Origin of the sequence: Actinokineospora alba, assembly GCF_004362515.1 — a bacterium.
GTDB classification, from domain to species: Bacteria; Actinomycetota; Actinomycetes; order Mycobacteriales; family Pseudonocardiaceae; genus Actinokineospora; species Actinokineospora alba.
In genome coordinates this window covers 723680-737621 of the sequence record NZ_SNXU01000001.1, presented here as the reverse complement: position 1 = coordinate 737621, position 13942 = coordinate 723680, and the positions used below count along the sequence as shown (strand labels likewise).

At 69.5% G+C, this 13942-nt stretch carries 19 protein-coding genes; 10 read left to right on the top strand and 9 right to left on the bottom strand.

The annotated features are described in order from the left end of the window. Positions 1-188 precede the first annotated feature (188 nt). Together C8E96_RS03360 and rsrA are read left to right on the top strand one after the other, a co-directional pair. A complete protein-coding gene (locus tag C8E96_RS03360; RefSeq protein WP_176926819.1) occupies positions 189-809 on the top strand; it encodes a sigma-70 family RNA polymerase sigma factor in 621 nt (206 codons plus the stop codon). After that, a complete protein-coding gene (rsrA, locus tag C8E96_RS03355; protein WP_091381635.1) occupies positions 806-1087 on the top strand; it encodes a mycothiol system anti-sigma-R factor in 282 nt (93 codons plus the stop codon). The genes C8E96_RS03360 and rsrA overlap by 4 nt, the downstream gene beginning before the upstream one ends. A gap of 63 nt (positions 1088-1150) precedes the next feature. Here rsrA and C8E96_RS34565 read toward each other — a convergent pair whose 3' ends face one another. Then, on the bottom strand, positions 1151-1225 hold the full coding sequence (locus tag C8E96_RS34565; protein WP_096498094.1) for a 50S ribosomal protein bL37: 75 nt from the start codon (positions 1223-1225) through the stop codon (positions 1151-1153). Between the two features lie 172 nt (positions 1226-1397). Between C8E96_RS34565 and C8E96_RS03345 the strand changes: the two genes are divergently transcribed. After that, positions 1398-1613: a biotin/lipoyl-binding carrier protein gene (locus C8E96_RS03345; RefSeq protein WP_091381637.1), complete on the top strand. Its 216-nt coding sequence runs from the start codon at positions 1398-1400 to the stop codon at positions 1611-1613. Positions 1614-1655: 42 nt separating this feature from the next. Next, positions 1656-3170 (top strand): sensor histidine kinase, encoded by a 1515-nt coding sequence (locus C8E96_RS03340; RefSeq protein ID WP_091381639.1) that lies wholly within the window; start codon positions 1656-1658, stop codon positions 3168-3170. A gap of 194 nt (positions 3171-3364) precedes the next feature. Here C8E96_RS03340 and C8E96_RS03335 read toward each other — a convergent pair whose 3' ends face one another. Together C8E96_RS03335 and C8E96_RS03330 are read right to left on the bottom strand one after the other, a co-directional pair. After that, positions 3365-3619 carry a WhiB family transcriptional regulator gene (locus C8E96_RS03335; protein ID WP_054051690.1) on the bottom strand — a complete coding sequence of 85 codons (255 nt, stop codon included), beginning with the start codon at positions 3617-3619 and terminating at the stop codon, positions 3365-3367. 212 nt (positions 3620-3831) lie between these two features. Further along, positions 3832-4764: a diacylglycerol/lipid kinase family protein gene (locus C8E96_RS03330; RefSeq protein WP_091381641.1), complete on the bottom strand. Its 933-nt coding sequence runs from the start codon at positions 4762-4764 to the stop codon at positions 3832-3834. Positions 4765-5065: 301 nt separating this feature from the next. Here C8E96_RS03330 and C8E96_RS03325 point away from each other — a divergent pair, with 301 nt between their 5' ends. Both C8E96_RS03325 and C8E96_RS03320 read left to right on the top strand, forming a co-directional pair. After that, the gene (locus C8E96_RS03325) at positions 5066-5470 is read left to right on the top strand and encodes a hypothetical protein (RefSeq protein ID WP_091381644.1); all 405 of its coding nucleotides are present in this window, start codon (positions 5066-5068) and stop codon (positions 5468-5470) included. Between the two features lie 2 nt (positions 5471-5472). Further along, positions 5473-5964: a GNAT family N-acetyltransferase gene (locus C8E96_RS03320; protein ID WP_091381646.1), complete on the top strand. Its 492-nt coding sequence runs from the start codon at positions 5473-5475 to the stop codon at positions 5962-5964. Positions 5965-6012: 48 nt separating this feature from the next. Here the strand turns inward: C8E96_RS03320 and C8E96_RS03315 are convergent, their stop codons facing one another. The 3 genes from C8E96_RS03315 to C8E96_RS03305 form a co-directional block, all read right to left on the bottom strand. Continuing rightward, positions 6013-7956 carry a S8 family serine peptidase gene (locus C8E96_RS03315; protein ID WP_091574585.1) on the bottom strand — a complete coding sequence of 648 codons (1944 nt, stop codon included), beginning with the start codon at positions 7954-7956 and terminating at the stop codon, positions 6013-6015. Positions 7957-8120: 164 nt separating this feature from the next. After that, a complete protein-coding gene (locus tag C8E96_RS03310; protein WP_091381650.1) occupies positions 8121-8606 on the bottom strand; it encodes a GNAT family N-acetyltransferase in 486 nt (161 codons plus the stop codon). Between the two features lie 10 nt (positions 8607-8616). Next, positions 8617-9198, bottom strand: coding sequence for a histidine phosphatase family protein (locus C8E96_RS03305; protein ID WP_091381653.1), 582 nt, complete (start codon positions 9196-9198; stop codon positions 8617-8619). Positions 9199-9258: 60 nt separating this feature from the next. Here C8E96_RS03305 and C8E96_RS03300 point away from each other — a divergent pair, with 60 nt between their 5' ends. Further along, positions 9259-9726: a hotdog fold domain-containing protein gene (locus C8E96_RS03300; protein WP_091381655.1), complete on the top strand. Its 468-nt coding sequence runs from the start codon at positions 9259-9261 to the stop codon at positions 9724-9726. Positions 9727-9814: 88 nt separating this feature from the next. On the opposite strand, the gene C8E96_RS03295 is transcribed toward C8E96_RS03300, so the two are convergent. Beyond that, positions 9815-10474: a hypothetical protein gene (locus C8E96_RS03295; protein ID WP_091381657.1), complete on the bottom strand. Its 660-nt coding sequence runs from the start codon at positions 10472-10474 to the stop codon at positions 9815-9817. Positions 10475-10691: 217 nt separating this feature from the next. On the opposite strand from C8E96_RS03295, the gene C8E96_RS33060 reads away from it, so the two are divergent. Then, the gene (locus C8E96_RS33060) at positions 10692-10847 is read left to right on the top strand and encodes a hypothetical protein (RefSeq protein ID WP_166657862.1); all 156 of its coding nucleotides are present in this window, start codon (positions 10692-10694) and stop codon (positions 10845-10847) included. A gap of 72 nt (positions 10848-10919) precedes the next feature. Here the strand turns inward: C8E96_RS33060 and sodN are convergent, their stop codons facing one another. Next, entirely contained in the window at positions 10920-11327 is a 408-nt protein-coding gene (gene sodN, locus C8E96_RS03290) for a superoxide dismutase, Ni (RefSeq protein WP_091381659.1), read from the bottom strand. A gap of 81 nt (positions 11328-11408) precedes the next feature. On the opposite strand from sodN, the gene C8E96_RS03285 reads away from it, so the two are divergent. Next, positions 11409-11735, top strand: a complete 327-nt coding sequence (locus tag C8E96_RS03285; RefSeq protein WP_091381661.1) for a S26 family signal peptidase — start codon at positions 11409-11411, stop codon at positions 11733-11735. Here C8E96_RS03285 and C8E96_RS03280 read toward each other — a convergent pair. Next, positions 11714-12310, bottom strand: a complete 597-nt coding sequence (locus tag C8E96_RS03280; protein WP_091381663.1) for a dTDP-4-dehydrorhamnose 3,5-epimerase family protein — start codon at positions 12308-12310, stop codon at positions 11714-11716. The two genes, C8E96_RS03285 and C8E96_RS03280, sit on opposite strands and share 22 nt — an antisense overlap. Before the next feature lie 397 nt (positions 12311-12707). On the opposite strand from C8E96_RS03280, the gene C8E96_RS03275 reads away from it, so the two are divergent. Further along, entirely contained in the window at positions 12708-13919 is a 1212-nt protein-coding gene (locus C8E96_RS03275; RefSeq protein WP_091381665.1) for an NAD(P)-dependent malic enzyme, read from the top strand. The last annotated feature ends 23 nt before the right edge of the window (positions 13920-13942 follow it).

The following is a 13942-nucleotide window of genomic DNA, read 5'->3' as shown; positions in this document are numbered from 1 at the left end:
GGGAACACCCTAGATCCGGGAATGCGCGGCCGCGCACGTGTGTTGTCCGGGATGTGCTGACCGAGCTGATCCATGAGTCAAAGCGTCCGAACTCACGCCCCGCGCGTGGCTCGGGCCACAGCCGCCCGGGCGTCGGCCGCGTAGGCTCTGTGAAGCCGTATGCGCATCCGACGATCGAAGGGAGCACGGTGCCGCGCACCGAAGCGACCACTGCGGTCGAGACCTCCGCCCAGCGGGCCGAGCGGTTCGAGCGCGACGCCATGCCCATGATCGACCAGCTCTACTCGGCCGCGCTGCGCATGACGCGCAACCCCGCCGACGCCGAGGACCTGGTCCAGGAGACGTACCTCAAGGCCTTCTCCGCGTTCGAGTCCTTCTCCGCGGGCACCAACCTCAAGGCCTGGCTGTACCGGATCCTGACCAACACCTACATCAACGGCTACCGCAAGCGTCAGCGGCAGCCGCTGCAGTCGCCGACCGACGAGATCACCGACTGGCAGCTCGCCAAGGCCGAGAACCACACCTCCAGCGGGCTGCGCTCCGCCGAGGTCGAGGCGATGGACCTGCTGCCCGACGACGACGTCAAGCAGGCCCTGCAGGAACTTCCCGAAGAGTTCCGCCTCGCGGTATACCTGGCGGACGTGGAAGGCTTCGCGTACAAGGAGATCGCCGAGATCATGGGTACCCCCATCGGCACCGTCATGTCGCGGCTGCACCGCGGCAGGCGGCTGCTGCGCGACCTGTTGGCCGACGTGGCGAAGGAACGTGGGTTCATGCGCTCGGCGTCGCGAGAGGTGACGGGGAAATGAGCTGCGGGAACCACCACGAGACCGACTGCTCCGACGTCCTCAACGAGGTCTGGCTGTTCCTCGACCAGGAATGCGACGTCACCCGCCGCGCCGTCCTGGAACGCCACCTCGACGAGTGCAGCCCATGCCTGGAGCAGTACGGCATCGAAGAGCACCTGAAGATCCTGCTGGCCCGCAAGTGCGGCGGCGACCACGCCCCGGACGAGTTCAAGGAGCGCCTGCGCGCGTCCATCCGGCAGACCGTGATCAAACACGGTGGAGTGAACATCAAGGAATGACCTCGTGCATGACAGAGGCCCCGGCAGTTGCTGCCGGGGCCTCTGTCGTACGCGAGCGGATGCTCAGGCGTTGGGGCGCTTACCGTGGTTCGCGCCACCCTTCTTACGGTCACGACGCTTGCGGGCGCGCTTCGACATCGGAGTTCCTCCTACGTAGGGCTGAGCATGAGCATGGGCCGTCTAGCACACCGATGGCACTCGGACGGCACACCTTCGCCGACAATTTTGCCACGTGCTCGTTGTCGCGTTCGCCAGGGCCGATACGTGGTTGGATTGTGCCGAGCAGAACTCGCTTGAGGAGGAACGGTCGATGGGCCAGCTGATCGAGGCCGAGATCGTCGCCAACGTGCTGAAGGTCGTCGCCCACGAGGGACAGACCCTGGTCGCGGGTGACACGGTGGTGATCCTGGAGTCCATGAAGATGGAGATCCCGGTCCTGACCGAGGAAGACGGCACGCTGACCAAGCTCGCCGTCAAAGAGGGCGACGTCGTCCAGGAGCACGACCTGATCGCCGTCGTCGAATAACCTGCTCTGACCAGCGCTTTCCGCGAGTAGTCCGGAGCATATGTGTCCACTCTGGCTGACCTTCTCGCCGACCACACGGGCCTGTCCGTCGGCGCGATCGACCACCTGCAGACCGTCGTCGCGGAGTGGCAGCTGCTCTCGGACCTGTCTTTCGCCGACTTCCTGCTGTGGGTCGCCCAGACCGAGGGAGACGACGGCAAGCCGCTCCCGCCCGACGCCGAGGAGCGCTTCCTCTGCGTGGCGCAGGCGCGGCCGACCACGGCCCCCACCGCGCACCCGGACGATGTCGTCGGCAGCCACACCACGGTGCTCGAACACCCGCAGCTGCGCCGGGCGATCGCCGAGCGCCGGATCTGCCGCGAGGAGGACCCGCGCTGGCACCTCGGTGTCCCGGTCCGCCGCGAGGTCATCCCGGTGTCGTTCGGCGGCGAGATCGTGGCCGTGCTGTCCCGCGAGACCAACCTGGCCGTGCCCCGGGTGCCCAGCGCCCTGGAGATCGCCTACCTGGGGATCGCGGGCGACCTGTGCCAGATGGTCACCGACGGCTCGTTCCCGACCGCCGAGCCGTCCCCGGACGTGCACACCAGCCCGCGCGTCGGCGACGGCCTCATCCGGCTCGACCCGGCGGGCGCGGTGGTCTTCGCCAGCCCCAACGCGCTCTCGGCGTACCACCGCATGGGCCATGCCGCCGACCTCGTCGGCGTCCGCCTCGCCCCGCTGACCAGGTCGCTGATCGCCGACCCGTTCGACGCCACCGAGATCGCCCAGCGCATCCTGCTCGCCCTCGACGGCCAGACCAGCATGCGTGCCGAGGCGGAGTCCCGCCGCGGCGCCGCGGTCCTGTTCCGCGCGCTGCCGCTGCGCCCGCGCGGCACGTCGGCGGGCGCGCTGGTCCTGTGCCGCGACGTCACCGAGGTCCGCCGCCGCGACCGCGCGCTCCTGTCGAAGGACGCGACGATCCGCGAGATCCACCACCGGGTGAAGAACAACCTGCAGACCGTGGCCGCGCTGCTGCGCCTGCAGTCCCGCCGGACCAACAGCCCGGAGGCGAAGGAAGCCCTCGCCGAGTCGGTTCGCCGGGTCGCCGCGATCGCCATGGTGCACGAGACCCTGTCGACTTCGGTCGACGAGCGCGTCGACCTGGATGCGTTGGTGGACAAGGTGATCCCGGTCGTCGGCGACGTCGCGGTGGCCGAGAGCCACGTGAAGGTCCGCAAGACCGGCCAGTTCGGGGTCGTCGCCGCGGAGGTCGCCACCCCGCTGGTGATGGTGCTGACCGAGCTGGTCCAGAACGCTGTCGAACACGCCTACCCGGCCGGGCACTCCGGTGAGGTCGTCGTCGCGGCCGAGCGTTCGTCCCGGTGGCTCGACGTGGTGGTCGCCGACGACGGCCGGGGCCTGCCGAGCGGGTTCTCCCTGGAACGGCAGAACGGCCTGGGCCTGCAGATCGTCCGCACCCTGGTCGAGTCCGAACTCCGCGGCACGCTGTCGCTGCGCCGCCGCGACCCCAAGGGCACCGAAGCGGTCCTGCGCGTCCCGCTCTCCCAGCGCCGCTAGCGGTTTCGCGGCATAACCACACCGCGCGTCTTGACCATTGGCGCATGGTCATCGTCGAGGTCTCGGTGCGGTCTTATGCGGCGAGCCGCATCTTTATTCGCGTGAATAGTCTTGTGCGATAACGCGCAATTGCATACGAAAGGCCCCCGACCCTGCGCAATGGGGGTCGGGGGCCTTTCGGTGTAGCGGGAAGCTCAGGCGTTGCTACGTGCCCGGGTCCGGGCGTTGCGGCGCTTCAGCGCACGACGCTCGTCCTCGCTCATTCCGCCCCAAACGCCAGCATCCTGGCCGCTCTCGAGTGCCCAGGACAGGCAGTTGGAGGCGACGGGGCAGCGGTGGCAAACGGCCTTCGCCTCGGAGACCTGCAGGATCGCCGGGCCGCTTGTTCCCACGGGGAAGAACAGCTCGGGGTCCTCGTCACGGCAGGCCGCGCGGTGGCGCCAGTCCATTTCTACTTGCTCCTCGCATCGGGCGCGCAGATAGCGCGCCACTAGTCGTCATCCGGTCGTCGGGGTGCTTGTGAATGGTTTCACGAACCAGCCGTATGTCAAGGGTTCATCGAGGGCCGGTGAGTGAACTCACCCGAAAGATCGACGTCAGCGCACTATCGCTCCGGAGAGCAACGATTTGGTCTCACGCCCGGCTGGTCTGGACCGATAGATCAGATCGCGACCGCGAGCGCCCCCGGGACCGAGGTGAATTCGACCCTCGTACGGGCCCCGATGAGGTCTCCGTCACACTGCAGCCGCACCGGCTCCGCGGCGCTCACGATGATCTTGGCGACGTCGTCGCGGCGGACCAGGTTCTTGCCCTTGGTCTCGCCGTTCGCGCTGAACGCCTGGCTGATGTGCCGCACCACGGTGGGCATCCGCATGGTCCGCAGCGCGAACAGCCCCAGGCCGGTCTCGAACGAGCAGCCGTGGTTGAGGTGGATCGCCCGGGTGCCCATGTAGGTCCACGGGTCGGTGTTGGACACGAACGCCAGCCGCAGGCCCTCGATGGGGGCCTCACCGGGAATCTCGATCGTCAGGTCCGGCCTGCTGTGGCCCGGGCGGATATACCGTGCGGCGGCGACTCGCGCGTACAGCGCCGGGCTGGCCTTCTTCCCGCGTTTGCGGTCGACGTCGGCGACGACGTCGGCGTCCCAGCCCATGCCCGCGCTGAAGGTGAACCAGCGGTGCTGACCGGCTCCGATGTCGACCGACCCGAGCCCGACCCGGCGACTGCGGCCTTCCTCGAGGGCGCGCAGCAGGATGTGCGTCGCCTCGACGGGGTTGCGTGGCAGCCCCAGGGCCCGCGCGAAGACGTTCGCCGAGCCGCCCGGCACGACGCCGAGCATCGGTCGTGCCTCGGCGGCACCACCGGCCGCGAGCAGCCCGTTGACGACCTCGTTGACCGTGCCGTCGCCGCCGTGCGCCACGACCAGGTCGACGTTGTCGACCGCGGCCTGCGCCGCCGCGGCCATCGCGTGCCCGCGGTAGTCGGTCTCGACGACGTCGAGCTTCACCTGGCTGGCCAGCGCGTGCGCGAGCACGTCGCGGCCTGCCGGCGTGGTCGCCGTGGCCTGCGGGTTCACCACAAGGACTGCACGCATAACCGCAGCGTAAGGCAGCATGCGCATCCGCTCCGCCATCGCCCACCCCAATCGGGTGAGCTCGGCGTCATCCCTTCGGGTCGCCCGTGATCGAGTTCGAGCCCCTTCCGCACAACTCCCGCTCGGCCTCGGTCTCAACGAGTGCACCCAGACGACCGTCTGCTCGTCGATCCGCGAGGAACTGACACCCGTGATCATCCACCCTGGGTACGACAAAACACGACGGCCGTCCGGGTGGCATACGATCGGCGGTGTGCACGCACTGTCATCGTGCGTTAGATACCGCTCCTGAAAGGCCGCCGTGCGAATCGCTTCCGACGCCCCTCGGACCATCCTCGGCGCGGGCCTGCTGGTCGCCCTGCAGGGGCTCACGGGCCTCGTCTTCGCCGTCATCCTGCTGATCCACGCGGCGGGCGGCGGCTCCACGCCGGGCAACAACGTCTACGGCGAAGCCGCCTACTTCACCGTCCTGGCAGGCGGTGTCGCGGCCGTCGGCGTCGGGCTGCTGCTGGGCAAGCACTGGGCACGCGGACCCGCGATCGTCGTACAGCTGCTGCTGCTCGGCGTCGCCTGGTACGTCTTCGGCCCCTCAGGTCGCCCGGAATTCGGCGTGCCGTTCGGCCTGCTGGTGATCGGAACCCTGGTGCTGTTGTTCCACAACCAGTCGTCTGTGTGGGCCCAAGGCGACGACGAGGCCCAAAGCTGAGCATGCGCGTGCGCGAGGCTGTTTCGGCCGACTGGGAGCGAATCTGGCCGCTCTGGCACCGCGTCGTGGCCACGGGCGAGACGTACATGTGGGACCCCGCGACCGATGAGGACAGCGCGCGGTCGGTGTGGATGCTGCCCGCTCCCGCCCAGGTCTTCGTGGCCGAGGACGAAGGCCGGATCGTCGGCACGGCCTTGCTCAAGCCCAACCAACCCGGACTGGGCGACCACGTGGCCAACGCGGGCTTCATGGTCGACCAGGACCGTGCAGGCGAGGGCATCGGCCGAACCCTGGCCCACCACGTGCTTTCCGCGGCCCGGGCCCAGCGCTACCAGGCGATGCAGTTCAACGCCGTCGTCTCCACCAACACTGGGGCGATCGCATTGTGGGCGTCGCTCGGCTTCAAGATCGTCGGCACCGTCCCCGGCGCCTTCCGCCACCCCACCCAGGGCTACGCCGACATCCACATCATGTACCGCGGGCTTGTTGCTTGAAACGCAGAACGGGCCTGACCGCGGTGGTCAGGCCCGTCCTTCAGCGCTCTAGTAGACGCGCCAGCCGAACGTCGTGGTGCCCGTGCCGCCGCCGGAGTCCTTCGCGGTCACGGTGACCGTGTAGGTCCCCGAGGTCGTCGGCGTGCCGGTGATCCGGCCCGACGCGCTGATCGTCAGGCCCGGGGGAAGGCCGGTCGCGCTGAACGTCAGCGTGCCGCCCGCGGTGCTGCTCCCCTGCATCTGCAGGGGCTGGATCGCCCAGCCCTTGAAGCCCCACTGGTCCTGCGGACGGGTCACGGTGACCGTGCCGCCGGTGCCGTCGCCCTCGACGGTCCAGGTGAACGTCGTCGTGCCGGACTTGCTGTCGGTGTTCGTCGCGGTGACCGTGACGTTCGACGTGCCCGCCGCGGTCGGCGTGCCGGAGATCAGGCCGCTCGTCGAGTTGATCGACAGGCCCGCCGGGAGACCCGACGCCGAGTACGTCAGCGTCTTGCCCGCCGGGTCGGTCGCCTTGACCTGCAGCGATGCCGCCACACCGACCTTGCCGGTCTGGTTGCCCGGGTTGGTGACGGCCGGGCCGCCCACGGTGTCGCCGAGCGAGCCGACGGTCTTCGCGGCGTCGGCGATGCCCGCGCCGCAGCCGCCGGTGCAGGTGCCGGGAAGCGGCCGCGCGTTCTGCTTGATGGCCGCCTCGACCTGCGCCGGGGTGAGGTCGCTCTTCTTGCCGAGCATCAGCGCGGCAAGGCCCGCGACGTGCGGGGTCGCCATGCTGGTGCCCTGGTAGAAGGCGTAGGACTCGCTGCTCGGCGTGGTCGTGCCCGAGTTCAGCGTCGACAGGATGCCGTTGCTGCGGTCCGACGCGGTCCACGTCTCGCCACCGGGGGCGGCGATGTCGACGATCGTGCCGTAGTTCGACGACGCGCTGTTGTCCGAGCGGAACTGCGCCCGGTTGCCGTCGCGGTCGGTGGCCGCCACGACGATCACGTTCTTGCAGCTCGCCGGGGTGAAGCCTGCCGCGTCCTTGCCGGAGTTGCCCGCCGCCACGACGACGACCGAGCCGCGCTGCACGGCGCCGTTGATCGCGTTCTGCGTGTTGGTCGGGCAGGTCGCCTGGCCGCCGAGGCTCAGGTTGAGGACCTTCGCCGGGGTCTTGTTGGCCGGGACGCCGTTCACGGTGCCGCCCGACGCCCACACGATGCCGTCGTCGATGTCGGCGAACGAGCCGCCGCACTTCGCCAGCACGCGCACGTGCTGGATCTTCGCGTCGTAGGCCACGCCCGCGACGCCCTTGGCGTTGTTCGTCGCCGCGGCGATGGTGCCCGCCACGTGCGTGCCGTGCCAGCTGGAGTTCGCGGCGGGGGAGGTGGAGCTGCACTCGCCCGCGGCGGACCAGTCACCCTGGTCGGCCGGGTTCGGGTCGCGCCCGTCGTTGTCGCGCGCGGCCGAGCTGTTGCTGACGAAGTCGTAGCCCGCGACGGTGTTCGCCTCGAGGTCGGAGTGCTTGGCATAGCCGGTGTCGATCACCGCGACGGTGACGCCCGCGCCGGTCGAGGAGGACCAGGCACCCGGCACGTTCATGCCCGCCTTCTCCTCGAAGTAGTGCCACTGCTTCGAGTAGTCGGGGTCGTTGGGCGCGGCCATGGTGGTGGCCCGCAGCTCCGGCTCGACGAACGCGACGTTCGGGTCGGCCTTCAGCGCCGCGATCAGCGCCTTGCTGTCCGCGCCGCCGACGTCGACGAGCACCGCGCCGGTGCCGAGCCTGCGCTGCAGGGTGAGGCTCTGGGCCTTCGCCGCGAGGTGCGCCTTGACGGCGTTGTCCGAACCGGCCTGCTCGGCCTGGGACTTGTACCCGACGATCAGGCGGACCGGCGCGGACTGGGCCGCGGGCGCGGCCGGGGCGGGCTGGGCGGCGGTCGCGGTGAGCGACACGATGCCGGTTCCGGCGACAGCGGCCGCGCCGACCGCGACCACCGCCCAGGTCTTTTTACCCACGTGAACCACGGGGATTTCCTTTCGCAGGGAGAGTGCGCCACCCTCGGTGACAAAGAGTCACGAAGCGCACCTATCGGGTGAACGTTAACCCGAACGGGCCCTGCGGAAGAAGCTACGAACGTACCGGAGAATTCCCAGGTAGAAGTGGGTATATACAGCGAATTTCAGGCCTCGCTGGCCAGGTCGGCGAGCGCGGTGTCGGTGAGCCGGTAGACGGTCCACTCGTCCATCGGCACGGCGCCGATCGACTTGTAGAAGCCGATGGCGGGCTCGTTCCAGTCGAGCACCGACCACTCCAGGCGCTGCAGGCCGCGCTGGGCGCACTCGGCGGCCAGTTCGACCAGCAGCGCCTTGCCCAGGCCCGACCCGCGCTGCGACGGGCTGACGTAGAGGTCTTCGAGGTAGATGCCATGCACGCCGCGCCACGTCGAGAAGTTGAGGAACCACAGCGCGCAGCCGACGACCTTGCCGTCCACTTCGGCCACGTGCCCGAACAGTGCCGGCGCCTCGCCGAACAGCGCGGTGTGGAGCTGCTGCGCGGTCAGGTGGCACTCGTCGGGCGCGCGCTCGTAGTCGGCCAGCTCGTGCACGAGGCCCACCACGGCGTCCACATCGGACTCGCTGACGCGGCGGATCCTGGGGTCTGACAAGGGGTTCTCCTTACCGGGCGGGGACGTTGAGCCTGCGGACCTGCGGCACGCCGCGCTCGTCGCCGAGAACGCTGAGCCCGGCCGCTTCGAGTCCGAAGTGGACACCGAAGGTGGCGGACTGCCCGATCCAGGTGGACACCAGCACCCGGCTGAAGTGCCCGTGGCCGATCAGGACGACGTCGCCGTCGGTTTCGCGGATCCGGTGGATGACCTTCGCGGCGCGCTCACCCACGGCGTCGGCGGTCTCGCCGTTCGGGCAGGGGTGGGTCCACACGGTCCAGCCTGGCACGGTCTCGCGGATCTGGGGTGTGGTGAGGCCCTCGTAGTCGCCGTAGTCCCACTCGGCGAGATCCTCGGTCGTCTCGTCGACGGTGAGCCCCGCCAACTCGGCGGTGCGGGTCGCCCGGACGCGCGGACTCGAGAGCACCAGCGCGGGCCGGTCGCCACGCAGGTCGGCCAGCAGCGCGCCCGCCCGCCTGGCCCCCGCCTCGCCGACGCTGGTCAGTGGGATGTCCGTGCGGCCGGTGTGCCGCCCGTTCTCCGACCACTCGGTGGCGCCGTGTCGCAGCAGGTAGACCGCCGGCTCATGCATGACCTGGATCCTAAATGCTCACGCTTGCCACAAAACCTACTGGGAAGTAGCTTAATTCTCATGACGTCGACCAAGACCTACGTGATGTGGCGCAAGCTCGCCGAGCGTCCCCTGGGCAACCGCCTCTTCTCCGTGGCGATGTCCGTGCGCGTGCCCTACTTCGGCACGATCCTGCCGACGGTCGTCGACATGCGCCCCGGCCGCTGCGAGGTCCGCTCGCCGAAGTGGTGGGGCGTGCACAACCACATCCACACGTTCCACGCCATCGCCGCCTGCAACCTCGCCGAGTGCGCGATGGGCATGCTGGCCGAGGCCACCGTGCCGACGAGCCACCGGTGGATCCCCAAGGGCATGACGGTCGCGTACACGGCGAAGGCCAACACGAGCCTGCGCGCGGTCGCCGAACTCCCGGAGCTCCCGACCTTCGGCACGGAGCCGTTCGACCTGCCGGTGCCGGTGTCCATCGTCGACACCGAGGGCAAGGAGGTCGTGGCGGCCACCATCACGATCCGGGTGTCGCCGAAGTAAGCCGCACGACGCCGAATCGTGGCCGGTGCACGACAGCGCCGCGCGCGGGGCTCTTTGTCCGATGCGCACGGCGCTGTCCAACAGGTCGTCAGTACCCGCGGATTCCCACCCTGTTGTGCAGCACCAGCGAATTCCCCTCAGCCGACGGCAGGCCCAGCCGCTGGTCGATCATCCGGCTGAACGGCCCACACCCACTCGACCGCGGCACCGTGAACGCCGTGTCGGCGATGCTGAACCGCACCACCAGCGGGTTCGTCGAGATCACCTCGGTCGGTGTCTGCCGCTTCACCACGAACCGAAGCGGCTCCGCGTCCGTCCCGATAGTGCAGGTCGAAGGCACCCCGAACCCCTTGACCGCCAGCTTCAGGTGCACTTCGCCCATCCGCTGGTCGTTCGACTGGAAGTCCGAGAACCCGCCGTACCGGAACTCCAACGACAGGTGGCTGCGCGGCACCCGCACCGGCTCCGCGCGCAGCGCGCCGAAGGTTTGGGCGAAGCGGCCGTCGAGGGTGCCCTCGGCGAAGGTCATCCGCAGCATCGGTAAGTCGAGGGTGGGCAGGGTGCCGAACTTGACGGTCCCGGTGGCCGCCATCTCCTCGCAGCGCCACTTGGCCGGGTCGGCGCCGGTCGGCAGGACGGTGGGGCAGTCGGCGAAGCTGAACTCAGGTGTGGCGGCGGCCGGCGTGGCGGCGAGGCCGACCAGCACGGCGGCGGCGGCGAACGTGGCGGCAAGGCGTGAGGTCTTCATGCCGCCAAGCCTGTCCGCCGGTTACGGCAAGATCATCAGGTAAGACCCTGGCCGCAACCCCGAGCGGACCCTGACCGGGACGGCCGGCGTGGGCCCCGCCCGCGCGAGGAACACCGTGTGCGAACCTTCGCACCTGCATCAGGAGGTGGTCGCGATCAGCTCGCACCCGTGGATACGAACCGTGCCGTGTATCGACGCGGCTGGACGGCATCGTGAGATGTCGGTCTATCTCGACGCGGAGGGGAACATCGGGATCTCCGTCCCGCCCGGCGAAACCGCCCGGCTTCCCTCGGCCGACACCGCGCGCATATTGCAGGACGTGATCGCCGCCGCGGTCATCGAGCAGCGTCGGATGAGCGCGCTGACGGCGTAGCAAGGCAATACGAAACGGCGCAGGCAGGCGAGATGTCCTCGCCCGCCTGCGCCGTTTCGACGCGCTGCGGCGTCAGGCCTTCTTGGTCTCCCAGAAGATCTTGTCGATCTCGCCGATCAGGTCGAGCAGGGCCTGGCCGGTGGCCGGGTCCATCGAACCCTTGGTGCCGCCCGCGCCCGCGGCCTTGGTGGCGCGGTTGAACAGGTCGTGCAGTTCCGGGTACTTCTCGAAGTGCGGCGGCTTGAAGTAGTCCGTCCACAGGACCCACAGGTGGTGCTTGACGAGCTCGCTGCGCTGCTCGGCGATCAGGACCGCGCGCGTGCGGAACTCGGGGTCCTCGTTGTCCTGGTACTTCTGCTGGACCGCCTTCACCGACTCGGCTTCGATGCGGGCCTGGGCCGGGTCGTACACGCCACACGGAAGGTCACAGTGGGCTGTGGCCTCCAGTCGAGGCGCGAGAAAGCGCGACAACAGTCGCATTGTTCCTCCATGGGCGAACGGGGGTGCTCCGACGATTCGACCCTACTCCGGGCACGATGAGCGGGCAGGTGGAGGTGATCGTTGACTCTCTTCGACCGAACGCCGGTCAGGCGCGTGACGGTGCGCGGTGCGTCCATGGCGCCCGCGCTGTCGGGCGGTGACGTCGTCCTGGCGACGCGCGGAAAGCCCAAACCGGGCGACGTGGTGCTGGTGACCTGGCCGAGCAGGCCGGGGCAGCTCTCCGTCAAACGCGCCATCCGGCCCGCCGGCTACCTCTGGCACGTCGAAGGCGACTTCACCGAGGCCTCGACCGACTCCCGCTACCTCGGGCCCGCCCACGTGCACGCCGTGATCCGCTGGCGGCTGTGGCCTCGGCCGGGCCGGATTCAGCCCCGCAGGTCCGCGTAGCGCGCCAGGCAGGCGTCGTAGGTCGGCAGCAGCCCGGCGGCGGCCGCCTCGGCCAGGGTCGGCGCGGCGGCGTCCTTCTCCGACAGGATCGGCTCGTCGACCGACCAGGGCAGCGCCAGGTCCGGGTCCAGCGGGTGGATGCCGCGCTCCGAGCCCGGGTTGTAGCCGGTGGAGCACAGGTACGACAGCACCGTGTCGTCCTCCAGCGCCACGAAGCCGTGCGCGACCCCCTCCGGCACGTACACGGCGCGGAAGTCGACGGTGTCGAGCCGCACGGCGTCCCAGGCGCCGTACGTGGGCGACCCGACCCGCACGTCCACGACGAAGTCGAGCAGCGCGCCCTGCGGGCAGTAGACGTACTTGGCCTGCCCGGGCGGCACGTCGGCGAAGTGCAGGCCCCGGATGGTGGCGCGGTGGGAGCGGCTGTGGTTCGTCTGCGCGACGGTCAGCCGGTGTCCGACCGCTTTCTCGAACGCTTCCCCTTGGAACGGCGACACGAAAAGGCCCCGACTGTCCGGGAACGTCCGCGGGGAGAACTCGATCGCGCCGGTGACCTTCAGCTCACGTGCCTGCATGGTCCCGAGCCTAGTGATCGACCTCTCCGGAAAATGAGCACTATCCACGTGTAACGCTCCGAACAGGGCACCGTCACAAACCAAACCGGACGGACGTCTTGGTGAAACTGCTTCTGACGTGCGGCTTTGGCGGCCTTCGATGTGATCCCGGCCGCAGACAGGTCACACTTGTGCTGTCACACTGTGCGCACCGCAGCGTCCATCGGCCGCCCGCCCAACACCCCGGGCAAGCGACCGGAACCCCCGCCGTCGACCAGCTCCGCTGTCCCGTCAACCACGACGCAACCCCGCGCCCGTGCGACTGGAAGACCAGCCCGTGTCCGGACTCGGAGCCCCGTCCGGCAATCCGCTCGCGTGTGCCCGTGAGCACTCTGCGAGATCCTGGAGGACGCCACTCATGACCGCACTGAATGACTACCAAGAGACCTTGCGAGAAACCCCAGTGAGCGATTCAGCACCGATCACCGATGAGGAGATCTTCCGCGCCCACGAGGGCGGGAAGCTCGGTGTAGAGGTCACCAAGCCGCTGGCCGACCCGAGGTCGCTGTCGATCGCCTACACCCCCGGGGTGGCCAAGGTGAGCCGCGCGATCGCCGAGGACGCCTCGCTCGCGGCCCGCTACACGTGGGCGTCGCGCCTGGTAGTGGTCGTCTCCGACGGCACGGCGGTGCTCGGCCTCGGCGACATCGGCGCCAGCGCGTCGCTGCCGGTCATGGAGGGCAAGGCCGCCCTGTTCAAGGTCTTCGGCGGGCTCGACTCGATCCCGCTGGTGCTCGACACCACCAACGTCGACGAGATCGTCGAGACCCTGGTCCGGCTGCGCCCGTCGTTCGGCGCGGTCAACCTCGAGGACATCTCCGCGCCGCGCTGCTTCGAACTCGAAGAGCGGCTCATCGAGGCCCTGGACTGCCCGGTCATGCACGACGACCAGCACGGCACCGCGATCGTGCTCCTCGCCGCGCTGCGCGGGGCGAACACGGTCCTGAGCAAGGACATCGCGAACCAGCGGGTCGTCATCGCGGGCGCGGGCGCCGCGGGCATCGCCTGCGCGAAGATCCTGCTGGCCGCGGGCGCGGGCGACGTGACGCTGCTCGACTCGCGCGGAATCATCCACGAGGGCCGCGACAATCTGAACCCGATCAAGGAGCAGATGGCCAAGGTCACCAACCTCAACGGGCTGCGCGGCGGCCAGGCCGAGGCGCTCGCGGGCGCCGACGTCTTCGTCGGGCTCTCGGCGGGCACCGTGCCCGAGGACCTGGTGGCCACCATGGCCAAGGACTCCATCGTGTTCGCGCTGTCGAACCCCGACCCGGAGATCCACCCCGACATCGCCCGCAAGTACGCGGCGATCGTCGCCACCGGGCGCAGCGACTTCCCGAACCAGATCAACAACGTCCTCGCCTTCCCCGGCATCTTCCGCGGCGCCCTGGACTCCGGCGCGCGCCGGATCACCGAGCGGATGAAGCTGGCCGCCGCCGACGCCATCGCGGCCGTCGCCGAGGAGGACTTGGCGGTCGACAAGATCGTGCCGAGTGCCCTCGACCCCCGGGTCGCACCCGAGGTCGCGGCGGCGGTGGCAAGGGCCGCGAAGGAGGACGGGGTAGCCTGAGGCCGGCGGGATGCTCGGCAGCG